This window comes from Psychrobacter sp. CR212 (assembly GCF_059693765.1).
The window spans coordinates 90,948-116,203 of record NZ_JCATIF010000002.1 but is presented as its reverse complement, the minus strand read 5'-3'; the positions used below and the strand labels follow the sequence as shown (position 1 = coordinate 116,203).

Here is a 25,256-nt window from a genome sequence, read left to right as displayed (position 1 = left end):
TGCTAGATTGCTTTTTAATTTCGTTCCATCGTTTTATAGCAGATTGGCAAACGGTGAATTAGCGATGCAACCAAGGAAACGGCTGTACGGTAACCTCACCACCAGATACTACGTTGCCACTGTCTTTGTCTAATACAATAAAGCAATTGGCGCGGCTCAGCTGTTTTATTCTGTGTGATTGTTGACTTGAAAAGCATTCAACTTGGTAATGACCCGCCTCATCTTGTGACAATACGCCGCGCTGAAAGTCTTTGCGGCCAGGGAACTTTTTGATGTCATTTGTGAGTTTAGCGTTGATCGTTAGCGGCATCGGCTGCTCGGACACACTCGCACCTGACATCTGCCACAATGCGGGTATCACAAACTGTAGCGCGCCCACAACTGTGGAGAGCGGATTACCCGGTAGACCAAAATACAATACGGGCTTATCGAGATTTTTATTTAACTCGCCAAATACGAAAGGCTTACCAGGTTTCATCGCCACTTTATAGTGGTTGATTTGCCCAAGCGTTTCGATCACCGTCGTCAAAAAATCATAATCGCCAACCGAAACCCCTGCTGTCGATATGAGCACATCACAGTCTTGCATGGCTTCATGAACCGCAGCTGTCGTCTTATCCAAATCATCAGGAATGATGCCATAGTCACGAATAATTATAGGTAGATCCGACAGTAAGCTTTTGAGCGTTGGGGTGTTTGAATTATATATTTGGGCTAGATGTTCCAGCTCATCGCCAATAGCGACGAGCTCATCGCCTGTCGCGAGCACACCGACGACGAGTGGTTGAAACACGCTCACTTCGCTGACACCTAAGTTTGCCAGCAAGCTGATATCGGCAGGATTAATTCGTTTTCCTATCTTTAGCACAGCTTCGCCAGACTCAATCTCTTCGCCTTGCGCACGGATATTACTATTGGCATTGGCGGCTTGCGTGAGAGTGATGCTGTACGGCTGAGTCTTATCAATGGTCGCTTTGATATCAGCAAAGTTGGTATTCTCTTGCATGATGACCGTATCACAACAGTCAGGGACAACCGCGCCAGTAAAAATACGCACACCCTGCCCTGCTTTTGTCTCACCAGCATAGGCACTGCCTGCTTGAGACTCACCAATGATTTCAATCGTCTTGCCTTCTGACAGCTCACTTCCTTTTGCAATGGCATAACCATCCATAGCAGATAGATTCTGTCTTGGCACATCAAAAGGTGATGCAATATCTTGCGCGAGTATGTGGTTACGACTGTCTAATAGATTACAGATATTGACGGCTCTTTTGTGCAGCGGAAAATCCACATCATTATAATCATTGATACGCAGCTTTATTGCCGCTTGTAATTCTTCCATGGTAATCATAAAGGTATGCTCTTTTGATCGTTCTCATTATTTGTGATTGAATCTTTATTATTAAAAGCTGTCCTTAGAGTCTATCATTCACAGTATCGATTTTGTTGTATTAACCTTGTTCTGATAAGCTTTGAAGATTGCGAGATCAAGCCAACTCAAATATTTGATGATTATCACAATATTTATCCATTCAATAAATTTCAGCAAAATCAGACATAGCCTGAGGCAAAAAAAGCACCTTGGCAAGGTGCTTTTTGTAGAGCAAGGTAACATGCTTAATTGATGATTAATGACTGATTTATAATAGCTAAAAGCGTTTATGAATCGTGACCTTCATACGGTGTATAAATACCGTCAGCTTACCTCACCAGCCAGCCAATGAAGAGGCGCTATTTTGAGTGATGAATCCATCTGGTGTTTGCCCATTATCTGCTTGCCAGCGCTGAAATGCCATACGAGTATTGGTGCCCACGATACCATCAGCACCTTTGGTATCGTAACCCATACTCGTCAGACGGCGCTGTAAGTTGGTCACTTGCGTGGTTGACAACGGACGCTCATAGCGGGGCCATGATTTTCGCAGACCACTTTGTCCATCAATTGTTTTTCCCAAGAGACTCACCCCTAGCGCATAACTCGACGAGTTATTGTAAACCTTGATCACATCAAAGTTTGGGCTTAGCAGCAATACGGGACCATCTTTACCAGCTGGCAACCATAGCTCCATCTCGGTATTGGCATCTAAATAGACGTCATCTATCGTATCGACACCCATCGCCGCCCATCTGGCTGCAGGTTGCTTACTCCCCATCAGTGAATAATCAAACGAAGCAGGTACAGTCGCCTCATAAAAAGGTGCTAGACCGCGCACCCAGCCTGAGTTGCTCAGATAGTTGGCAGTAGAAGCGAGTGCATCACCTGTGGCCCAAGGGTTACGGTGACCGTTGCCATCACCATCAACGCCTTGCTTGAGCCAAGTCTCAGGAATAAACTGCGTTTGTCCCATGCCGCCTGCCCAAGAACCATCTAATTGCGACCATGATACGTCGCCACGCTGGAGTAGCGTCGCTAAGGATAATAGCTGAGCTTCTGCAAATTTTTGACGACGACCATCGTAGGCCAGACTGGCAAGCGAGCTTGGCAAATCACTGTTACCTGTGACTGCGCCATATGACGACTCCATACCCCATATCGCTGCGACAATCTCTGCATCAACACCATACTGCGATTCTAATTGAGACAAGAACGCACGCTGCTCTCCAAACTTGCGCTTACCTACGCTCACACGCCCACTAGAGACAGCAGAGTCCACATACTCCCATGGCATCTTAGAAAACTCAGGCTGTCCTGAGTCTAATGAGATAACTTGCTGATTCAGATAAGCGGAATCGAGTAATCGGCGAATGACTCCCGCATCATAGCCTGAAGATATTGCACGCATAGAAAAGTCTGACTTCCAATCAGAAAAGCTGCTATAGCTTGGCTTTGGGGCGGGCTGCGGCTTAATAACTGGCGCTGGTGTTGGCTTAACCTGCACGGTTTGGGTTTGAGTAATCTCAACGCCACCTTGACGGACAGGCTTTTTTTGCATGGCTTGCTGGCTTGTACACCCGACCATCACTAATGCCGGCATAAGAGTGAAGTATTGTTTTTTTAATTTCATAAAAAGTCTCAAACATAAATAAATAAAATGGACCAAAGCCGCCCAGCCATCAGCGACATGGCTCAATACTAACGCCCAAGTACCGTACGTGGATCAATCGGATTACCATTCAAGCGAACTTGGAACTCCAGCCCCACTTGATTGGTCTGACCACTGCTACCCATCGTCGCGATACGCTGGCCACGCTGTACCGTATCCCCTTCTTTTACCAGCAATTGGCTATTGTGTGCGTAGGCCGTGATGTAATCATCACTATGGCGGATCATAATCAAGTTGCCATATTCTGGTAGACCGTTGCCTGAGTAAAGCACCGTTCCTGATTGGCTAGCAAGTACTGGATCACCGACATTACCAGCAAACCACATGCCCATATTGCCCGCCGCTGGATCAAAGTTACGCGTCACTGGATTGCGAGTAGGATAATCATAACCAGAGGTCGAATTGGCAGTTGCCTCGTATGCTGGTGTTCGAGACTGGGTTACAGGTGGGATATAAGTTGGTTGCGACTGTACTGGTCTGCTATAGCTGTTGTTACTCGCTGTGGTCGCTGCACCGCCCTGCCATAGTTTGAGCCATTGCCCACTATAAATCGTATATTTACTGTCCAGATTATTTAGGGCACCAATCTGACGATAGTTAAGACGATAGCGCGCCGCAACTTGGCTGACCGTATCGCCACGCTGTACGCGATGGTAGTTAGGGACGCCTTGTGCGTTGGTAATAATCTTAGGACCTGCTTGGTTTGGTGATTGATAAGTAGGCTTGGTTGCACAGCCGACTACAGACAAGGTAGCAACTGCCATAGTGCCAATCAACGCCGCCTTAGCAAGGTGCGATCCGGTCATGATTCTTTTCATACAAGGTTCCTGTTCTTTGTGTTGCTTATCTATTGTTTTATCATCCAAAAGCGCTTGATATCACTCAAAAGCCTCCAGATATTGTTACTACAATTAGCGATCTAGCAGATGATTTATATCACTCGTACAGCAGGTGATATAGTGACTATCACCTATGTCATTGATAATCATATCCTATCGAACTTATAAATCTAGTGCCAAAAGCTTATCCAATGCCCCCGCTGGGGTATGGTGTAGACGTACTGGCGACAAACTGATGTATCCTCCCGCCACTGCTTGATCATCCCTCATGCCCGATGTTAATACAACATTTTTTTGATTGGTTGATTTAGCTGAACTGTCTAAGGGTCGCTCATTTTTGTGCTTGCTGTTTTTACATTTTCGTAGAGACAGCCAGTACGCATCTCGGCCGCGCGGGTCAATCATATGACGCACGGGCTCAGCGATCTGCTTGTGTCCCAACGAGGTAACCTTTCGCCCTTTGATATCACTGCTGCTATCCACATCAGGAATATTAACGTTTAATACATGATAGGGCAAACTTTTGAGAAACTCTAAGATCGAGGTATCAGTGAGCAATTTGACAATTTCATTTGCCGCCACTTGATAATCACTGGCTGATTCTTGTCCGCCATTTTTTACGCCGCCACCTACCAAAGACGTGGCAATAGCAGGTATGCCCAATAACTGCGCGGTCAATGCCGCGCCAAAGGTACCAGAAAACATCACGTCCTGTCCTAAGTTTGCACCTGAATTGATACCTGTAATGACACAGTCAAAATCCACGTCACGGTATAGCTCATGCAGCGCCAGATGGACACAATCAGCTGGTGAACCATTAACCGCTATAAATCCCGATGGCAATTGATGCGTATGCAATGGCTTTGATACACTCAATGCACTAGCATAGCCACTCTGCTCCTCGTTTGGTGCGACTACCACAACCTCACCGATGGTCGATAGTGCTTGAGACAGTGCCAATAATCCTGGCGCATACACCCCATCATCATTACTAATTAAAATCTTCATGTCAGCTCAGTATGTTTGTGTCAAACCGTCTTTCTAGTAGAAATTTTTGCTACCGTACCATATCTTTATTCGTATAAAAATAGCAACCAAAGGCTAGGGCGTGTCATCAATTAGCCCATTCAATCATTTAGCGGTCTTAAAATGGCTAAATTATCTTGATAGCACGAGCGATTATACCTGAACAATAAATAATCCCGAACTCAGTCTTTGACCAAAAACTGTCTGGCATTTTTGTCTATTGTTATATTATTTGCCTCAAACGGAGTCGAAATGAGAGAAATAAGGCAACGCGTTACAATATGCAACACCATACAACAATACAAACTGATGCGTTTATACTGAGGTGACTTCATTGGTATATGCTACTGATATGTTGCTGTAAAATGCCTTTGGCTCACAAGATATCTACACATAAATCAATATTTTATGTGACTTTTGTTTTTTTACCCATTAACATATCACCATCAAATAAAGATAAGCGAGTGTAATACTGAATGAAGAATCAATCGATATTATCTATAGCTTGTGTGATAGCAAAGACCGCCTCAAAAATCGGGCTGGCAGGACTGATAACGTCTGTTGCCATGCTGTCTCAAGCGTCTAATGCTGCAAACAATCCTGCGACCACCATTCCGCTAGATATGTCTGGCATTAATATCACAAAGCATGAAATTGCTGTGATGCAGGTACTATCAGAGATCTGTCCATCAATGCTGAACGGCAATCAAAAACAACGTTTTTATAAGTCTTATACCGTGCAATTGCATGAGCTGATGCCTTCGTTAGAAGACCCAAAAGCAGCGATTCAATATCTGTCAACGCAGCAAGACTATCGTCAGATACTGCAAGGTATTCGTAGCTGGACAATGGGCTTTTCAAAGCAAGAAAATAAAGCACTATGCGAAGATCTTGCAAACGCAGAATATTAATCGCTAAAAAGCGTGTAAGCGTAGAGAGCCGTCTTGAGCGCTAGAAAAGCCCGTCATAATTAACGACAATAAACAATGGCCTTGTTCTTTCTGGAGCTCTACTCTCATCATCGTTAAGAACAATACTCTACACTTACCCATTAAGTTTAATGAACAAAAAAGCTTGCTGTCATTCCGCTTATAAACCACAAGCGGTACAGCAGGCTTTTTTGTGGTCGTTGAATTTATACTGATCAAAAGCTATCTATAGGTTAGTAAGAGCAAACACTTAATACCTACTCGCTTTTCTTTTTATTCATGCCTTACTTTTTTGCATTTATCGATTCCCCATCGGTTGGCATTTTGCTAAGATAAGGCGTTAATTTTATGTCTGTCGTACAGTCGTTCTTGTGTTGATTAATACATTATTTTAGACATGATGTTTAAGGCATGCTGCTTAAAATAATGTATGAAAATTGACAGTGAATACAAGCGATAGATACATTTGGTTCCATGATGCGGTGTAATGATATATGACAGTAAAGCGTGTAAAAAATCAGCTAGTACAGCTGGTAGTTGGTGTAAGTATCTCAATGAGTGCAGTGATGGCAAACGCAGCCATACAACCACCTGAGATGGATAATACCGCCTATGTATTGATGGACTATAATACAGGTGAGATCTTGGGTCAAAAAAATGCGAATGAATCATTACCGCCAGCGTCTCTGACAAAAATGATGACCAGTTATATCATCGAACAGCGCTTAGCATCAGGCGACCTCAAAGAAGACGACCAAGTACTCATGAGCCAAAATGCATGGTGCCGTGGTAGCAGCAGTCAGTCTTGCATGTATGTGCCAGTCAATAAGACCGCTAGTGTCATCGATATGCTACGCGGTATTATCATTCAATCCGGTAATGATGCGTCAAAAGCCATGGCTGAGCATATCGCGGGTAGCGAAGCATCATTTGCAATATTGATGAATGAGCAAGCGCAAAAGCTTGGTATGGAAAACTCTCATTTCGTCAACTCTACTGGCATGCCTGCTGAAGGGCATCAGGCATCAGCGCTGGATCTGGCCAAACTTGCTCGCGCTATTGTCAAAAACAGCGGTGATTACTACAGTATTTATTCCGAAAAAGAGTTTACCTATAATGGTATCACTCAGGGCAACCGCAACGCCCTACTCGCAACCGATCCTACCGTTGATGGTCTAAAAACGGGCCATACTGATGCGGCAGGTTATTGCTTAGTCGCTTCGAGTAACCGCGACGGTATGCGCCTCATCTCTGTCATCATGGGCACCAAGAGCCAGCAGGCTCGTGCTGATCAGTCGCGTGAACTACTCAACTGGGGCTTTGGCCACTTCACCACAGTGACCAAAGCACCTGCTGGTCAGTTCGTTAGCAAAGTTCCAGTATGGTTCGGAGAAGCCGATGAGGTAGAGCTGGCAACGGGTGATAACTTACAAATCCTAACCAGTAAAACGCAGAAGAATAAAATCACGACCGTGGTTGATATTCCTGAAAGCCTAGAAGCACCGATTAAGAAAGGTCAAGAAATCGGCAAGATGATGGCCGTTATTGATGGTAAAGCTGTCGCATCTGTCCCTATTATTGCCACCAATGATATCGAACAATCAGGATTCTTGAGCCGTACTTGGCAACATATCGTACGCTGGGCAAAAAACCTGTTCTAAAAAATTTTAGAGCGTATGTTTTTTCAGCCTACTTCAACTCAAGAAACAAAAAAGACGCCTTAGATAAGGCGTCTTTTTTTTCTTCAACAAGCATTTAAGCTTAACAGCTGGCAGAGGTAGCAATAGCCAAATAAGCTTGTATTGACACAATCTCTTACAGCACTTCTGAGTTGACTAACCTGAAAGCAGACAAGACCATTTTAGGATGATGTTATGTCCATAGCAACCAACGTTTTAACAAGTCGCTCAATGCTTTGCTCTCGTAGGTTGTGCTATGACAGTAGTCAACGCCTGCTGATTTTAGCCCATACTCAAAACTATCGATATAACGTGCTCGATGCTGTGGATACCAATATATCAATAACGCACGTTGCACGCTTTCTTCGTTTTCATGTTGGCGAATAAGCTTGGCTAACAGCTCAGCTTTGTCCGCGAGCACGTCCTCAGCGAACATCACCATATCGACCTTCTGTGCCCTTATCTCATTCATGACTTGCTGTACGTCCTGGTGACAGATCACCGTAGCGCCCAGATACTCTAGCTCATTGAATAACGCACCCGTCTCTTGATCATAATAATAAATAATCGTTAGCCCATTTAAGAGCCGCTGCTGGCGAGATTGTTGTTGGTTTGGCATTACTAACGTCAACGTAAACTGCGTCCCTGATCCCAAGGTACTATCAACTTCGATGGTCGCCCCCATGAGCTGCACCATTTGCTTAACCACAGGCAAGCCCACACCTGAGCCTTCATACTGGCGCGTTTGTGACGAATCCACCTGAAAGAAAGGATTGAAAATATCATCAATATGATTGCTATCAATACCGATGCCCGTATCTTTGACACTGATTTTCCAACGGTTACTTTTATCAAAATGCGTCAGTTGTGACGTGATCACTACCTGTCCAGTAGGAGTAAATTTAATGGCATTACTGACTAATATAGATAATATTTGTTGAATTTTTGCGGAGTCGCCATAAAGGCTATAATCTACATGATGAATATTACTGGTTAACGCTAAGCCTTGTTGATTGGCTATAGGTTCAAACTTTATTAAAAGATCAGATATCAACTGTAGCGGATTAAATTCATTGTTATGAATTTTTATTTGTCCTTTTTGTATCTGATTTAATTGAATAATATGATCCAGTGACAGCACCAACTTATCACTGCCGTTGCTGATAATTTCGACAGCGTCTTTTTGCTCTCTAGTTAAGGTTTCGTAGTCCAATAACTGTAATCCACCCACGATAGCGTTGAGCGATGTTTTTAGTTCATGGGTAATCATGCTTTGGAAATTATGCAACTGCACATCAAGCGAGACATCTTTGTTATGTAGTTGCTGCTCAAAGGCGGCAAGCGTATCATATCCTTGCTTGGCCTCTTGCAGTCGACCAAACAAGATAGCCAAGGCCTTTTTTATTTGTGTCAGTTCTTGAAAGTTAAAGCGCTGCGGAATAATAGGTAGCTGCTCTAGCTCTGCGTTTTTGATAATAATACCGCAGACACCATTTAACGCTTCGATATCTTTGACCGGCCAATTCAGCTTTCGAAAGATATATATACCTGAAATAATAGTCAATAGTAATGTGGTCAGCCATAACGGAATAATGCTACGAAACCAATATGAGCGCAGTACTTTCACATCCATAGTGATGTTGATATAGCCAATCAGCGTGTTATTCCTATTCGTGTTACCGATCGATTCATCCGTAACTGATGACGTGCTCATACTCTCAGATAGGTCTGTCGCTAACTGCTGATTAGATGTGGGTTTATTGGGTCTGACACTCTCAAAATCTTCATACTTACTAACGACAGGATAGTTAAAGCTGACCGTATCGGCAAATAAAGCATTTTTCCAGTCATCTAGTGATTGGCTGATATCGTTGATAGGCTGGGATGTGGAATAAAACACAATACTCTGAATGCTCGGCTCATTTTCTAATAAAACATTCACTTGCTCAGCGACGACGTCAGCACCGTCTGGCGTCGATGCACTGGTTGTTAGTAACGAGGCTAACTGCTGGATATGCTGATGTTTTTCTTGGTAGTGATGCACCAGACCATAAATAAAAGGCAATACAAAACCTGCCAGCAGAGCCAGAATTACGGCCTGTCCAACAGAGCGCCAAATGAGCATAGAAATGGTTTGAGACGAACGATTGTTCATATCACTCTACTGAGTCAAGAAAAGTTTTACTTATATTACAGGTATTTGAGAGATGTGATAAGCGAAAGATTGAGGTAATTAACGAGTACACTGAACTGCTAAAAAAAGCACTATATGATTATAGTGCTTTTTTATTTTACCGTGCTGAGCTGCACGATAAAATAAGTTATAGCAAATCATGTGATTAACGAGACTTTTTATCTTTGGTAGTGAATTTCTTCGCACGATTGCGCTCACGCTGACGCAATTGCTGTGTTTTTGCCTTGGTTGGCGTGTCGCTCTTATTGGCGTATGGGTTGTCATTTTGTTTAAAGATAACATTGAGCGGCGTACCTTCAAGCTTAAATACTTGACGGAACTGGTTCTCTAAGTAACGCTGATAGCTCTTAGGAAGCGCGCTGGTTTGATTGCCATGGATTACGATAACAGGTGGGTTGTGACCACCGATATGTGCATAACGTAGCTTAATACGGCGACCAGCAATAGTTGGTGGCGGATTGGCAGTGACAGCATCTTGCAAGATTTGCGTCAAGCGATTGGTAGAGACTTCAAACATTGAAGACTTGTAAGCACGCAAGATAGATGGATATAAATTACCCACACCAGTCCCATGTAGTGCTGATATCAAATGTACTTTTACATATGGGATAAAGTTAAAACGACGATCCATCTCAAGCTTAATATAGTCTCTTTGATCTGGTGTCAAACCATCCCACTTGTTGATTGCTACGACTAGAGCACGACCAGCATCAAGCGCATAGCCAATCATATGCAAATCTTGGTCAACAATACCTTCATGCGCATCAATGACAATGACAGTTACATTAGAGTCTTCAATCGCTTGCAAGGTTTTGATAACAGAGAATTTTTCTACTTTTTCATCGATTTTACCGCGGCGACGTACACCAGCCGTATCAATCAATACGTAGTCTCTGCCCTCACGCTGATAAGGGATATAAATACTATCACGCGTCGTACCAGGCATATCGAATACCACCACGCGATCTTCGCCCAACAGACGGTTAACCAGTGTTGATTTACCAACGTTTGGACGACCGATAATCGCAAGCTTCAAACCGTTTGGCTCAACTATATTCTCTTGCTCAGGCATATCAGCTGTTAAGACTTCAAGCAAGTTGCCCACACCGCGGCCGTGGCTGGCCGCCATCGGATACGGCTCGCCCAATCCTAGCGCGTAAAACTCTGCTGGCGCTGCATCGTGGACACCATCAACTTTATTGGCAACGACATAGACCGGTTTGCCTAGGGTATGCAAAAACTTGCCAATCTCAGCATCAGCACCAATCATACCAGCACGAGCATCAACGACAAATACAATGATATCTGCTTCGTGAATCGCGGTATGCGACTGCTCAGACATATAGTCATCGATATTACCGCTGCCGTCATCTGCTTCACCAATACCACCAGTATCCACAACGATGAATGACTTATCTTCATAAGTTGCATCACCGTATTGACGGTCACGAGTCAATCCCGACAAATCAGCAACCAATGCCTGCCGACTTTTTGTGAACTGATTGAATAAGGTGGATTTACCGACGTTTGGACGACCAATTAAGGCGACCACAGGCTTGATACTCATGGGTTACTCTCAGTGAAAGGCACAATGACGGACAGTACAATTATTCTTATGACCACTGATATAACAATAGTAACGAATAGGGCTGCACTTAACCGCAAATTAAAATGAATGATAAAACAATAGCAAAAATAGTAGCTGGCTATTTTATGGTTAAAAAATAATTGGGACGACTAAATTATATATAGTATATATGGTTAGCACATCGGTCGCATAGAGTACGCGAAAGCCTGTACTTAAACAAGCGATTTACAGAAGGCACTAAACGCTGACTAAGCAGCGTTTAGTGCCTTGTAGATAAAAACCAGTGTACTGTTTTATCAGCGCGTTAACTGCCAGATAGCAACTTGTCCTGATGTGCTTTGAGTCATCAGGCGATTGCCTTGTACTTGCAAGTTCGTCAACGTCCCTTTTGTCTGCACGCGGCTAACAATATTGCCAGTAGCAGGGTCAAATAAATGTACCACACCGTCAAAATCACCGACTGCAATATAATTGCCAATCATGACAGGATTGGTTAGGTCACGATAAGCCAGTGCCTCACTTTCCCATAATGTCTCGCCGCTATTGCGATCATAGGCAACCACTTTACCATCTAGGCTAGTAGCAATCACTTGCTGAGGGTTGACGGCAAGTGCTTTTAAACTAGCAAGCTCATTGACAAACATCACTTGACGTGAGGCCAAATCAATACCTAATAGCTGACCACTATAACTAATCGCAAACAGCTGATTTTTATCCACGATAGGCTTGCCATCGACATCGCTCATGCGCTCAACTTCGCTGCTTCCAGACCCAATGCCAACACGTCTTGACCACTTTGGTAAGCCATTATCAACGGTGACTGCATGCAAACGACCATCAGCAGTCGCCAACAACGCCGTTTCATTATCTAGCAAAGTTGGTGCCGCACTACCGCGCACGCTGATCGCTGGTACTTGCGTCGCAAACTGCCACACTGATTCACCAGTCTGTAGTGATAAGCCATGCAAGAAGCCATCATTCGCTGATAATACCACACGATTATTACTGATAAGCGCTGGGGATAAAACCGACCCTGACAACTGCTGCTGCCAGCGTTTTGCGCCAGTCATAGTATCAAACGCCATTACTTGACCATTGCGAGTACTCACAACCGCTGTCTGACTCAGCGCATCCAACGCCACACCGCCTGTGATCTGATCACCGACGTTAACCGACCATAAGCGCTCGCCTGCCTGATTAAACCCTATCAGATCACCACCGCGTGATGCCGTAACGATTTGCCCATTGGCGTAACCAACTTGCAAATCTAGAGGGTCTTTCTTACTGGCTTTTTTGTTACCTACATCAGTGCTAAATACTGGCTGGAGCACGCTGATCGGTTGCGCAATTTGTACCAATTTTACTGGGTCATTAACCACTGGCTTGATGCCGCGGTTACACCCAATCACTGCAGTGCTCATTACGGCAAGTACTGCCACATGCATGACTGTCTTCTTGATAGTCTGACTACTTAACGTAGTTTTTAACATTTTGCTAGAGCGAATAGATTGAGTCATTATATGTTCTCACTACAAATGAATTATTATTAATTGGTGCATTGGCCAACAGCACATTAGTCATTATGACGTCATATCAAAAAGCATTTAATCGATTGCTACTGCTCAATACTAGCTTAGTGATTTACTGAGCTTAGTGACCTACTGAACTTAGCGACCTACTGAGCAGCTTCAACGCTCGTATTTTCTGAGTTTTCAACCACTAATGGCTGCTCAGGAGTCGCTGATTCTTGGATAAGACTGGTGGGCCCAGCAATTGGCTCAGGAGTGATACCCAAGCTTTCCATCTTTAAGGCCAATACTGCACGCGTTTCTTGGCGGCTACGTAATAGCTCCCAAGCATTATTGTAAGACTTAATCGCTGATTCTTTATTGTCTTGTGCCAAGTAAATATCACCTAGCAGCTCTTGCTGACTGGCTTCAAACGAGCTTGGCATATCGTTGTTGGCCTCTGACAAGGCCGCATCTGCATCGCCTGTCGCCAGTAACGTCTTGGCATAACGCAGCTGAGTGATTGCCTTTAGACCGGCATCATCCAAATCAATGGCGAGTGCTTGCTTAAATGTCTCAGCTGCCGCCGTAAAATCATCATTATCGACCTGTTGGCGAGCTTTTATCATCAGCGCTTGCCATGCATAAACTGACTCACCATGCGTACTGACTAAAGCATCAATATCTTTGTCTAACTGTGTGCGGCTCTGTACCAGCGACTCTTGCGCGTCGGCTTCTAGATCTGGATTTTGCGAAGCCAAGCTGACTTCTTCATTCAGTCGTTGGATATCGGCATATTGATCAGCGGCGACAGTATCTACTCGCGCATGGTTGTTCTGCCAGTATGTCCAGCCAAAATAAGCAGCCAGTGCCAACAAAATCGCAGTGACAATATAACTACCATATTGCTTTAACGCTTGCATGGAGTTGTCTGCATTCGGCGAATTGGGGGTCAGAGCCATATATATTTACCTGATAAAATGTACATTAAATTGCTGATGCCAAAATCAAAACTGCGGCGTTGCAAGACGATTATTTACGAGAAAAGTTATCTTTACTCGATAGCCAGTCTTGTGTGACAGTCTGCTGCTCACCCGTCTGCATGTCTTTGATACTGATGGTATTATCATCCAGCTCTTGCTGTGCGATGATGACTGTCAATGCTGCGCCTGACTTATCTGCCTTTTTCATTTGCGCTTTTAGACTGGTTGCACTTGCCATCTTCACGCGTACATCTGGACGACTATAACGTAGGTTTTGTGCGTAGCTGATACCTGCACTATAAACGTCAGGATGCGCCACGACAAAGACATCACAAGCGGGTTTGTCAGCAATCGGTGCCACGGCTTCCATCAGTAGCAATAAGCGCTCGAGCCCCATTGCAAAACCAATAGCCGGTTCAGATTTTACAGGTTTTTTATCTGACTTATCATCGTTTGTACCTATGGACTTTAATTGTCCAACCAGACCGTCATAACGACCACCGGCGCATACCGTCGCTTGACTGCCAAGCTTGTCCGTTACCCACTCAAAGACCGTTTTATTATAATAATCAAGACCCCGCACCAGATGTGGATTGATCTCAAAATCGATACCAAGCGCAGTCAGATAAGCTTGAACTTGTTCAAAATGCGCCACACTCTCTGTACCCAAGAAGTCAGCAAGCTTTGGTGCGTCTGCTAATACTGCCTGCGTACTTGCCTCTTTACTATCTAAGATACGTAATGGGTTGGTCGTCAAGCGACGTTTGCTGTCTTCGTCTAATTGATCTTTTTTGTCCGTCAAATAGGCAACCAGCGCTTCGCGATAGGCATGGCGTTCATCAAGCTCACCTAGGCTGTTTAACTGTAAGTGCATCTCATCTTTTAGGCCCAGTTCTTGCCACATCAGATGCGTCATTGCAATCAGCTCAGCATCAGCGTCTGGTAGCGCACTACCAAAGCTTTCGACACCTAGCTGATGAAACTGACGATAGCGGCCTTTTTGCGGACGCTCATAGCGGAACATTGGACCAACGTACCAAAGCTTCGGCGTGTCCCCACGCAATAAGTTATGCTCGATAACGGCACGTACTGCCCCTGCTGTGCCCTCAGGACGCAAGGTCAAAGGCGTCGGTGGCTCAGATTTATCAGTGAAGCTGTACATCTCTTTTTCAACGATATCTGTCGCACCGCCAATAGCACGTGCGAATAGATCAGTTTGCTCAACGATAGGCAAGCGAATATGCTCATAACCATATCTACCAAGTACATCAGCCAATATCGCTTCTAGATGCAGCCACTTTGCTGATTGGTCAGGCAAAATGTCATTAAACCCTTTAATAGCTTTAATCATGATACGGTCATGTCCTTAAAATTTAACAGTTATGTCTATTATTGTTATCTACGTATTAACAAAAAAAATGTGCTGCCTACCCTTTGTTTACACAGCAAAAAGCAGATACTTGCATTGCGACTTATTTTACGCGAATAATCTCGTTCTCACGCTTTTTCGCCAAATCTTCTGCATGGGCGCGAACCATACTTTCTATTTCATCGACTACATTGTCGGTATCGATAAGATGACTTTTTTGACCCATACGGTATACTAGTGATCTTGGTGCGGCGCCAACGATACCGATATCTGCTTCTTTTGCTTCGCCTGGACCATTCACTTTACAGCCAATCACGGATAAATCCATTGGTTCACGGATGTCTTCCAAACGTGATTCTAGCGCCGTCATCACTTTAATCACGTCAAACTCTTGACGCGAGCAGCTTGGGCAAGCGATAAAATTAACACCGTTCGAACGTATGTTAAGCGACTTTAAAATATCAAAACCAATCTTAATCTCTTCTTCAGGCTCAGCCGCTAAGGAGATACGAATCGTATCGCCGATACCGTCTAATAACAGACCACCAAGCGCAATGGCAGATTTGACAGCACCAGTACGGTAGACACCTGCTTCAGTGACACCTAAATGCAGTGGGTTATCAATCTGCGCTGATAGCAGGCGATACGCATCCAATGTCAAAAACACATTGCTGGCTTTGACAGACACTTTGTATTGGTCAAAATTAAGACGCTCTAAAATGTCGATATGACGCATTGCTGACTCAAGCATCGCCTCCCCAGTCGGCTCAGTATACTTACGCTGAATGTCTTTTTCTAAAGAGCCTGCATTGACGCCGATACGAATAGGAATATTGTGATACTTAGCACAAGCAACCACTTCACGCACCTTGGCATCGCTACCGATGTTACCAGGATTGATACGCAAACAATCAGCGCCGGCTTCAGCCACTGCTAAGGCAATCTTATGATCAAAATGCACGTCTGCAACCAAAGGTACGCTCACCAGTTTACGAATCTCGCCAAAGGCTTTGACGGTATCCATCGTCGGCGTTGATACGCGCATCAAATCAGCACCAGCTTCTACGCAGCGCTCGATTTGGGCGACGGTTGCCGCCACATTACAAGTGTCAGTGTTGGTCATGCTCTGTACGCTAATTGGCGCATCACCACCAATCGCAACATCGCCGACATAGATTTTTTTGGTCAAACGGCGGTTAATAGGCGATGGCATTGACATAGATAAATCCTTAAATCAAAAATAGAAAAACCACAGGCTTGTATATATAAATGAGCTTAGACGTATAGTAGTTTTATTAAACGCTAGTAATCATGCTCGATAAGAGGCCAATGATGACTAAGGTACTAGCTCAAAGGTAGCTTGCTTATCCGTTGCATAAGTATCTAAAGCAACCGTTTCTTGATTGAGCATCAAGCTAACATTATCGATATTATCAATTTGTACACTAAATGGTGGCACGCCTGTTAGGTCATAGTCACCTGCCGTCTGTGAACCGCTGATGAGACTATTACCCGATGCATCCGTGATGCTAACCACAGCATCACCGGTCAACTTCACGTTTAAAAAAGCCGTATCTGCACTGGCAGCACCTAAATTCAACGCAGAGCCAGACGCACCGACATCACTTGCATCATTGCTAATCGCAGCCCCTTGCGCTTGCTCAATAGCAGATACATCTTCAACAGTAGAGACAGGCTCTTGGCTATTTTCTTTACTCGCATTACTCACCATACGGAATAAAAATACTGCCAAGATAATGAGTCCAATCACACCGATGATCAATAGCGGATTAAAACGAATGCGATTGTGTGTATCGCGTTGCAGCGTGCCCATTGGTTGCAATGGTGTATCAGTATTATTGACCGATTTGGCTTTGAGTTCACTGGGGTAAGCGGCATCAAAACTACTCGCGATTTTGGCTGAGTCTAGGCCCAAATATTTGGCATAGTTAATAGCGAAGCCACGAGCAAATGCCGCTTGCGGTAATTCAGCAAAGTTTTCGCTCTCTAGTGCTTCTAGATGACGTTTTAAGATAAATAACTCGGCGGCTGCCTCTTCTAAACTGACTTGCTTCGTTTTACGGGCTTGCTGCAACGTGGCACCAAATGATCCCTGAGCGTTAGATTGAGTGTTTGATGATGGGGTGATCATTTCCATGGTGCCTCTGGATTGTTAAGCCAAGTCTTAAGTTGTTTCGCTTCGTCGCTCAATGGATAAGCGGATAAAAGCTGCTGTGCCAATTGCTGGCGAGTTGTAATGTTGTTTTGTGCTGCCGCAAGTTTGATACCTTGTAGGAGCAATCTAGGACTGATGCCCTGCCCTTGTACCAATATCAAGGTCTCGTCATACAAGCGCTGAGCCTGCGGTACTCGCTGCTGCTCAAGCAATAAATCTACCAGCTCAATATGAGCAATAATACTATTGCGATTGCCATCTAGGGCCCGCAAAAACGCTTTAGCAGCGGCACTATTGTCACCCAACTGAAGGTATGTACGCCCTAAATTCTCTAACGCACCGATACGGCCTTCATAACCTAATGAGGCGCCTGCAATCTCAAACTGCTCTGCCGCCTCACGATAGCGCTTCATCTGTGATAAATAAACACCGTAATTATTGTGTGCTTGCACAAAGTCTTTATCCAGCGCGATGGCTTTTTTAAAGTACTGATCGGCTTTTGCAAGATTGATGCGGCTGCCTTCTTGCTGCAACAAAACGCCCATCATATCATAGGCTGGCGCGTAACGGCTATCAGCAGCAAAGGCTTTTTCGAGTTGACGCTGCGCCGTATCGAGCTCATTTTTGCGGATATATTGTGCAGCAAGTGAGGTACGTACACGAGCAATTTCTTGCTGATCTAAGTTGCGGTCACCGCTGGGCTTCGTGGATGTCTGATAAGGCGCGATGCCTGACAAGTCATTGTTTGGTGTACTCTGACAGCCACTTAGCAATGATAATGCGAGTGCGGCAGCCAGTAATGCGCACTTCGGTGCAGTGACTCGGTTCGTCACCACACCTGCCTTTTTATAAAGGTTAAAAAATGGTTTTTGCTCTACCAACTGATAAAAATTTTTAGAAGTCATCATAGCCGCCATCATAAAACTGTGGTTCAATGCATTCGATCTTCGAGGCATCAGTTTAATAGATTTAGCCCCTATAAGTACAATTTAGTTGTTATTAATTGCTATGTTCTTCAATCTTGACCGTTATTGATACATTTTCATTACCGTTGCGACAGATAAAAGACAGCTAAGCTTCTTTTAGAACAGACGGATATTTATCCTGTCATATGCAAAACGTATCAAACATTTTCACGATCTTTGATGCTTTGTTGCCATGCAGCCGAGCGTCTGGTACGGTCAGCCACTTGTCCGACCAATTGACCACAAGCGGCATCAATATCATCACCGCGTGTTTGACGAATGGTGCAAACAAACCCAGCTTCACTCAGTATATTGCTAAACGCATGAATGCGGTTGTTGCTTGACTTATCGTACGACGCATGTGGGAACGGATTGAACGGAATAAGATTTATCTTACTTGGTAGCCCTTCTAATAGCACGACCAACTGATGAGCATGCTCATTGCTATCATTGACACCATCAAGCATCACATACTCAATCGTGACGTGCTTTTTATGACGCGGATTGACATCATAGACGTAGTTTTTTGCAGCGGCAATCAGCTCTTCTAGCGGGTACTTTTTATTAATTGGCACCAGCTCATTACGCAGTTCATCATTGGGGGCATGCAGTGAGATAGCCAGTGCTACATCGATATCTTGTGCTAGTTGGTACATTTTAGGTACCACGCCTGAGGTTGACAAGGTCACTCGACGTTTTGATAGTCCATAAGCGTGATCGCTCAGCATCAGCTCCATTGAGCCAACCACTGGTTTATAGTTTAATAATGGTTCACCCATGCCCATCATGACCACGTTGGTGACATTGTTTTCCCACAGGCTATGATCAACGTGTTCTAGACTATCATTGTTATCAGTCATATAAGAGGCATTGGCCACCCACAGCTGACCGATAATCTCAGCAGCGCTTAAATCACGCTCAAAGCCCTGCTTACCAGTACTGCAAAAACTACAATCTAGCGCACAGCCCACTTGTGAAGACACACACAAAGTCTTACGACCATTTAATTTACTGTCATCCGCTGGAATCAATACCGTCTCAACCAATGAGCCGCCCGTCACTTCAAACACCCATTTACGCGTACCATCATCACTATATTGACGATGAATCACTTTTGGTGGCGTAACGCAGGCATTGGCTGATAACTTATCCCGCAATGATTTGCTCAGATTGGTCATCTGCTCAAAGTCAGTGACTCCGTGCTGATATATCCATTTAATCACTTGCGTCGAGCGAAATGGCTTTTCACCGATACTTTTAAAGTAATCGGCAAGTTGCGACTGCGTCATCCCTAATAGATTGGTCTTGGCCTGCGCCTCATCTACTATCTTGATACTAGCCGTCTTGTTAGTGGGTGTGTGTTGGATCGGTGATTGAACAGTGGACATAATAGGTAACCTTTTGGCATAAGCCATGAACGTCGTTATACAATTAAATGATGCATTGAGCAATCCGTTATGAGCGCAAAATTTGTCCTATATAGAATGCAAATAATTATCTATATTGACAATGTGCTGATAAAGGATTGATAACGCTAGTAAATCTAATAATGAGGCAAGCGCCTATGAATTTCAATAAGCAACGACACTGTTATTACATATAACAGCTAAAACGGCTTATACCCATAAGATATAAGCCGTCTCGCGATACTATTTATTAACAATCAATATTGCAAATAATAGCTGCTATTAACGCGTACGTGCACAAACTTCGTCTTCATTGAAGAAGTAGCTGATTTCACGTGCCGCTGATTCAGCTGAATCTGAACCATGTACCGCGTTTTCATCGATGCTGCTAGCGAAGTCAGCACGGATAGTGCCTTCAGCAGCTTCTTTAGGATTGGTTGCGCCCATGATTTCACGGTGCTTAGCGATAGCATTTTCGCCTTCTAGTACTGATACCAATACTGGACCTGAAGTCATGAATGATACTAGGTCGTTGTAAAATGGACGCTCAGCGTGCTCAGCGTAGAAACCGCCTGCTTTTTCGTCATCAAGTTGTAGCATTTTAGCGGCAACAATTTTTAGACCAGCTTGCTCAAAACGATCATAGATAGCACCAATGTGGTTGCCAGCAACTGCGTCAGGTTTGATGATAGATAAAGTACGTTCGTTAGCCATGAAAAGCTCCTAATGGATGAGTGGGTTAAAAAATTGAACTAAAATAAGAAATGAAATAGCAAAGAAGTCGCCTTATCACGAACCTCTCATTTTATCTCCGACTACTATATTGGCTTAGACTTATTGAAATGGTTCATGATTTATCAATATAAATATAAATTCAAGACAGACCAAAACAGAATTATTGCTTATCAAAACGTGAAAAAGGACTCCACCTGATGTTAGGGTGGAATTGAATTTCGCCTAGCGTTTCGTTTATTATATTATATCTTTACACAAATAATATATTGAAATAAATTATTGTAAACTTTAGAGTTTATATTATATCAAAAAAAATGAATCGGCGTTATGAAAATCAACAAAGCGTATAAATTTAGGCTTGAGCCTAATGCAGAGCAACAGATTATTCTAAATAATCTTGTCGGCTCTGCACGCTTTGTTTGGAATCAAATGCTAGCGATCTCATTTGAGATGTTTGCCAAAAATGAATTTATTAATGCCACCAACTTGGTTAATAAAATCATGGTTCTAAAGAACAATCCTGATTTTGACTTCTTAAGAACCCATGCCAATGCTGTGTCTTTACAACAAAAAGTACGTGATCTTGCCTCTGCTTGGTCACGATTTTTCGACCCTAAAGTTCATGCTAGGCTCAAAGAAAACAAAAAGAAGTTTCGAAAACCCAAGTTTTTTAAGCTAAGTGATGGCACAGAGATTCAACTACGACAACTGATGCCAAGATTTAAACGTAAATCCGATGGCTGCGACTCAATCAGGCTTGTTCAGTTTGATAAATATTGCCGTGTTGAAGGTAATCGCGTCAAACTACCTAATGGCGTGGGCTTTGTAAAATTTAAAAAATCACAAGATATCATCGGCACCATTAAAAACGTCACCATCAGCAAGAAATCAGGTCACTGGTACGTGTCGTTTGGCACTGAGCGAGCATTATCTGAGAACCCAACTCACCCCTCCAAAAGCGCCATAGGTATTGATTTAGGTATCACTAAACTCATTACCACCTCAGACGGTCAATACATCAAACCCAAAAACAGCTTTAAAGCCAATCAAATTAAACTTGCCAAATTGCAGCGTCAATTAAGTAAGAAAGTAAAGTTCAGTGAAAACTGGAAAAGGCAAAACCGTAAGATTCAAAAATTACACAATCACATCGCCAATATTCGCCATGACTACTTGCATAAAATCACTACCGCGATCAGCAAAAACCACGCCATGATTGCCTGTGAAGATTTAAAAGTCGCCAATATGTCGAGATCAGCTAGCGGTACGATGGAGAAAAAAGGTCGGCATGTCAAAGCCAAATCAGCATTAAACAAATCAATCTTAGATCAAGGCTGGGGCATGATGGTTAATATGTTTGAGTACAAGCAACAATGGCAAGGCGGGTTGCTCATTAAGGTAAACCCACGTTACACCAGCCAAACCTGCTTTGAATGCAAGCATATTGCCAAGGAAAATAGACGCACTCAAGCAAACTTTGAGTGCGTCGAATGCAGGTATGTTACGAACGCAGATGTTAATGCGGCTCGTAATATATTAGCGGCAGGACATGCCGTTTTGTCTGCGGAGGGAGGATGCTTTAAAGGTCGCCCTTTGAAACAGAAAACTTGTGACCTTCGTGAGAAAGCCACCTAAGAGCTTATGCTTTTAGAATTCCCCACTTGAGCTTGGCGAAAGTGGTGGAAGTATGTCAATATAATGATTAAGCGTATAAATGATAGGATTAATTTATGGCGATAACTTACACAAAGATAAATTGAGCAAGGTTTTACCGCTCATCAATCTTCTTATTTACCAAAAATAAAACCCCAATGTTTGGCATCAGGGTTTTGTAAATAAAACAGACAATATCTTTATAACCAATTAAGCATCATACGGATCGCGTAATACAATCGTTTCTTCACGGTCAGGACCGGTCGAGATGATATCAACTGGGCAACCAATCAATTCTTCGATACGTTTGATGTAAATTTTAGCGTTTTCTGGTAGGTCATCATAGCTTGTGATACCAACGGTTGACTCGCTCCAGCCTTGTAGGGTTTCGTACTTAGGCGTTACTGACTCATAGAACTCAGCATCATGTGCGCCTGCACACTCAGTCTCAGGCAGGTTGTAGCCCACACCAATGAGCAACTCTTCAAGACCATCTAGTACGTCAAGCTTGGTCAGGCAGATACCTGACATAGAGTTCAGTACCACTGCACGGCGTAATGCCTCAGCATCGAACCAACCACAGCGACGGGCGCGGCCAGTTGTTGCACCAAATTCATGACCGACTTTGGCTAAGTGAGCACCAACATCATCGAACAATTCAGTTGGGAACGGACCACTACCAACGCGCGTAGTGTACGCTTTGGTGATGCCAAGTACGTAGTCTAAATACAATGGACCGATACCTGTACCCGTTGATACACCACCAGCGGTTACGCTTGAGCTGGTCACAAACGGATAAGTGCCGTGATCGATGTCAAGTAGTGTGCCTTGCGCACCTTCAAACATTAGGTTTTTGCCAGCCAGACGCAATTGGTTAAGGTCTTCGGTGACATCAGTAACCATGCCTTTGATCTCATCGCGCCACTCTTTACAAAGCTTAAGTGTCTCATCAAAATCAATCGCTTCAACTTTATAATACTCAGTCAGTTGGAAGTTGTGATATTCGATTAGGTTACGTAGTTTTTCTTCTAGATCTTCACGGAACAAGTCAGCAAGCTTGATAGCACGGCGTGCGACTTTGTCTTCGTAGGCAGGGCCGATACCGCGACCTGTTGTACCAATTTTGCCGCTGCCACGCTTGGCTTCACGAGCTTGGTCAAGGGCCACATGATAAGGCATGATAAGTGGGCAGTTGGGAGAGATACGTAGACGCTCACGTACTGGTACGTTGTTGTCTTCCAACTCTTTCATCTCTTTGAGCAATGCATCAGGCGCTAACACCACGCCATTACCGATAAAGCAAGTAACGCCTTCACGCAAGATACCTGATGGAATCAAATGCAAGACCGTGGTTTTGCCATCGACAACCAACGTGTGACCAGCATTATGACCGCCTTGGAAGCGGGCTACTGCTGAGGCTTTTTCGGTAAGTAAATCAACGATTTTACCCTTACCTTCGTCGCCCCATTGGCTACCCAAGACTACAACATTCTTACCCATGATCAATCCTTACCTTTATGTATTGAGGTGTGTGCAATAAAAGCTAAAAAATTAAAGTGACTTTATTGACTGTATCTTTTTATCTAACGAACAACATAGCGTTTTAATAACTGGTGCTTGATGCGCGTGTGTTTCACAAATGACTCATTAAATCGTTTGTAGCTGCCACTGATTGTCAGCAAAACTTAAGCGATGAGTAACGTCATTTGGGCTGTCCTGTGCGTCTAATGGCATGGTAACGCGATAGCCTTGCTGACGTAGACTCTCAACTTGTTGTAAGAGTGTCTGCATCTCATCTTCGTTGGCATTGTTTATAGCAGCAAAATCAACTAGTACTGTGGTTGGTGCATCAAGCTGCGTATGCGCCAGCAAGCGACTGACATCCATACTAAAGCCTGTGGCAGCACGAAGTGTTTGCGTCTGGCTTTGCATACCGTCAAAACGTCCGCCGCGTACTAGCGGCTGTGTCTCACTATTAATATAACCGTTGAACACGATACCTGTATGATAGTGGTAGCCTGATAGTTCTGTCACATCGATACTGACTGGGCACTGCCAGTGATTTTCTAAATAAGATTTGAGGCGTTGTAACTCATCGACAGCGGCCGCGATTTGATCGTCTTGTTGAGCTGTGTCTGACAATTTAGATAATAAGTTTGCAATATCATGACCAAAGCGTGCCAACACATAAAAATCATCGCCCATCGGCAAGTCTCGGCAGAGACGCTTAAGCTCTGGTAGGTTTTTATTGGCGTACAAGTACATCAATTGCTCAGTGGCGCTGTCTGGCAACTCAGCCAATTCGGCTAAACGCTTAAATATCGCCACGTGACCCAAATCAATATGGAGCGCTGCACTTATATTGAGTTTATTTACCATGGTAAACAACACATCGATCAACTCAATATCTGCTGCCAGTGATGCACAGCCAAATATCTCAGCACCTAGCTGCAATGGTGTGCGTGAGCCAAACAATCCTGATGGCAAGGTATGAATCACATCACCGACATAGCAATAACGAGCGATACCCGTACCGCCATGATGCGCATCAATACGCAAGATCTGAGGAGTAATATCAGCACGCACGCCCATTAGACGGCCCGTCAACTGATCGATAATCTTAAAGGTTTGACGTTTCAGATCTTCTGATGCATCACTCAGCAAAGATTCAGTAAACTCAATCATCGGCGGACAAACCAGCTGATAACCATGAGTGATAAGCTGCTCAATCAGTTGATGTCTAAGCACTTCTTGCTTATGGGCATCTTCAAACAGGACATCGACCACCCCATCAGGCAACAGCCAGCTATTGGCAACATCACTACCAAAGTTGCTCAAGTACGGCATACTATTAGATGCAGCACTGCTTTTGGCAGGCTGAGTCACTGTTTCATTTGGAGGGTTTTGCTGGGCAGATTTTGCAGAATCAGAACTAACAGACACAATAAATCCTTGTTTGGCGTATCGCTTACCAAAAACGCGGTACTGATGCGGTACTCAAAGGTTGTTTTACCAAGTATTGACGCCGAGTGTTTTTATTTTTAACGCGCAACATCATTGACCCAATTATTTATAAACAAACCAGGTGACTTTAAGAGAGTGAGTAATAAGTATAATTTGGAATGATAAGACGAGTATCTTTATGCGCTAAAAAATTGC

19 protein-coding genes are annotated in these 25,256 nt (G+C 43.9%); 3 read left to right on the top strand and 16 right to left on the bottom strand.

The features are described from left to right. Positions 1–58: 58 nt before the first annotated feature. The 4 genes from AC58CZ_RS04855 to surE all read right to left on the bottom strand — a co-directional run bounded on the left by AC58CZ_RS04855 (position 59) and on the right by surE (position 4,894). Positions 59–1,354: a molybdopterin-binding protein gene (locus AC58CZ_RS04855; RefSeq protein ID WP_494223897.1), complete on the bottom strand. Its 1,296-nt coding sequence runs from the start codon at positions 1,352–1,354 to the stop codon at positions 59–61. Between the two features lie 355 nt (positions 1,355–1,709). Continuing rightward, positions 1,710–3,008: a lytic murein transglycosylase gene (locus AC58CZ_RS04850; RefSeq protein WP_494223898.1), complete on the bottom strand. Its 1,299-nt coding sequence runs from the start codon at positions 3,006–3,008 to the stop codon at positions 1,710–1,712. A 68-nt stretch (positions 3,009–3,076) separates the two neighbouring features. Continuing rightward, on the bottom strand, positions 3,077–3,853 hold the full coding sequence (locus AC58CZ_RS04845; RefSeq protein ID WP_494223899.1) for a peptidoglycan DD-metalloendopeptidase family protein: 777 nt from the start codon (positions 3,851–3,853) through the stop codon (positions 3,077–3,079). A 195-nt stretch (positions 3,854–4,048) separates the two neighbouring features. Then, complete coding sequence (surE, locus tag AC58CZ_RS04840) at positions 4,049–4,894, bottom strand: 5'/3'-nucleotidase SurE (protein ID WP_494223900.1); 846 nt, start codon at positions 4,892–4,894, stop codon at positions 4,049–4,051. Positions 4,895–5,388: 494 nt separating this feature from the next. Between surE and AC58CZ_RS04835 the strand changes: the two genes are divergently transcribed. Continuing rightward, positions 5,389–5,823 carry an MCR_0457 family protein gene (locus tag AC58CZ_RS04835; RefSeq protein WP_494223901.1) on the top strand — a complete coding sequence of 145 codons (435 nt, stop codon included), beginning with the start codon at positions 5,389–5,391 and terminating at the stop codon, positions 5,821–5,823. A gap of 512 nt (positions 5,824–6,335) precedes the next feature. Continuing rightward, entirely contained in the window at positions 6,336–7,502 is a 1,167-nt protein-coding gene (locus tag AC58CZ_RS04830) for a serine hydrolase (protein WP_494223902.1), read from the top strand. A gap of 211 nt (positions 7,503–7,713) precedes the next feature. Here the strand turns inward: AC58CZ_RS04830 and AC58CZ_RS04825 are convergent, their stop codons facing one another. The 10 genes from AC58CZ_RS04825 to ndk all read right to left on the bottom strand — a co-directional run bounded on the left by AC58CZ_RS04825 (position 7,714) and on the right by ndk (position 20,423). Beyond that, positions 7,714–9,675, bottom strand: a complete 1,962-nt coding sequence (locus tag AC58CZ_RS04825; RefSeq protein WP_494223903.1) for an ATP-binding protein — start codon at positions 9,673–9,675, stop codon at positions 7,714–7,716. 184 nt (positions 9,676–9,859) lie between these two features. Then, entirely contained in the window at positions 9,860–11,281 is a 1,422-nt protein-coding gene (gene der / locus AC58CZ_RS04820; RefSeq protein ID WP_071003380.1) for a ribosome biogenesis GTPase Der, read from the bottom strand. A 317-nt stretch (positions 11,282–11,598) separates the two neighbouring features. Continuing rightward, positions 11,599–12,819 (bottom strand): outer membrane protein assembly factor BamB, encoded by a 1,221-nt coding sequence (gene bamB / locus AC58CZ_RS04815; protein WP_277077951.1) that lies wholly within the window; start codon positions 12,817–12,819, stop codon positions 11,599–11,601. Between the two features lie 158 nt (positions 12,820–12,977). Beyond that, positions 12,978–13,772 (bottom strand): YfgM family protein, encoded by a 795-nt coding sequence (locus tag AC58CZ_RS04810; protein ID WP_212563754.1) that lies wholly within the window; start codon positions 13,770–13,772, stop codon positions 12,978–12,980. A gap of 70 nt (positions 13,773–13,842) precedes the next feature. Next, entirely contained in the window at positions 13,843–15,144 is a 1,302-nt protein-coding gene (hisS, locus tag AC58CZ_RS04805) for a histidine--tRNA ligase (protein WP_427643266.1), read from the bottom strand. A gap of 121 nt (positions 15,145–15,265) precedes the next feature. Beyond that, positions 15,266–16,381 carry a flavodoxin-dependent (E)-4-hydroxy-3-methylbut-2-enyl-diphosphate synthase gene (gene ispG, locus AC58CZ_RS04800; RefSeq protein WP_494223904.1) on the bottom strand — a complete coding sequence of 372 codons (1,116 nt, stop codon included), beginning with the start codon at positions 16,379–16,381 and terminating at the stop codon, positions 15,266–15,268. 117 nt (positions 16,382–16,498) lie between these two features. Further along, a complete protein-coding gene (locus AC58CZ_RS04795; protein WP_494223905.1) occupies positions 16,499–17,320 on the bottom strand; it encodes a RodZ domain-containing protein in 822 nt (273 codons plus the stop codon). Continuing rightward, positions 17,311–18,246 (bottom strand): type IV pilus biogenesis/stability protein PilW, encoded by a 936-nt coding sequence (pilW, locus tag AC58CZ_RS04790; RefSeq protein ID WP_227517153.1) that lies wholly within the window; start codon positions 18,244–18,246, stop codon positions 17,311–17,313. Before pilW ends, AC58CZ_RS04795 begins: the two co-directional genes overlap by 10 nt. Positions 18,247–18,461: 215 nt before the next feature. Further along, positions 18,462–19,691: a dual-specificity RNA methyltransferase RlmN gene (gene rlmN / locus AC58CZ_RS04785; RefSeq protein ID WP_186474867.1), complete on the bottom strand. Its 1,230-nt coding sequence runs from the start codon at positions 19,689–19,691 to the stop codon at positions 18,462–18,464. 300 nt (positions 19,692–19,991) lie between these two features. Then, positions 19,992–20,423, bottom strand: coding sequence for a nucleoside-diphosphate kinase (gene ndk, locus AC58CZ_RS04780; protein WP_058025095.1), 432 nt, complete (start codon positions 20,421–20,423; stop codon positions 19,992–19,994). Between the two features lie 348 nt (positions 20,424–20,771). Between ndk and AC58CZ_RS04775 the strand changes: the two genes are divergently transcribed. Beyond that, positions 20,772–22,079 (top strand): RNA-guided endonuclease InsQ/TnpB family protein, encoded by a 1,308-nt coding sequence (locus AC58CZ_RS04775; protein ID WP_427618980.1) that lies wholly within the window; start codon positions 20,772–20,774, stop codon positions 22,077–22,079. Positions 22,080–22,307: 228 nt separating this feature from the next. Here the strand turns inward: AC58CZ_RS04775 and AC58CZ_RS04770 are convergent, their stop codons facing one another. Next, positions 22,308–23,597, bottom strand: coding sequence for an adenylosuccinate synthase (locus tag AC58CZ_RS04770; RefSeq protein WP_348653735.1), 1,290 nt, complete (start codon positions 23,595–23,597; stop codon positions 22,308–22,310). Between the two features lie 147 nt (positions 23,598–23,744). Continuing rightward, positions 23,745–25,040: an ATP phosphoribosyltransferase regulatory subunit gene (locus tag AC58CZ_RS04765; protein WP_494223906.1), complete on the bottom strand. Its 1,296-nt coding sequence runs from the start codon at positions 25,038–25,040 to the stop codon at positions 23,745–23,747. Positions 25,041–25,256: the final 216 nt, after the last annotated feature.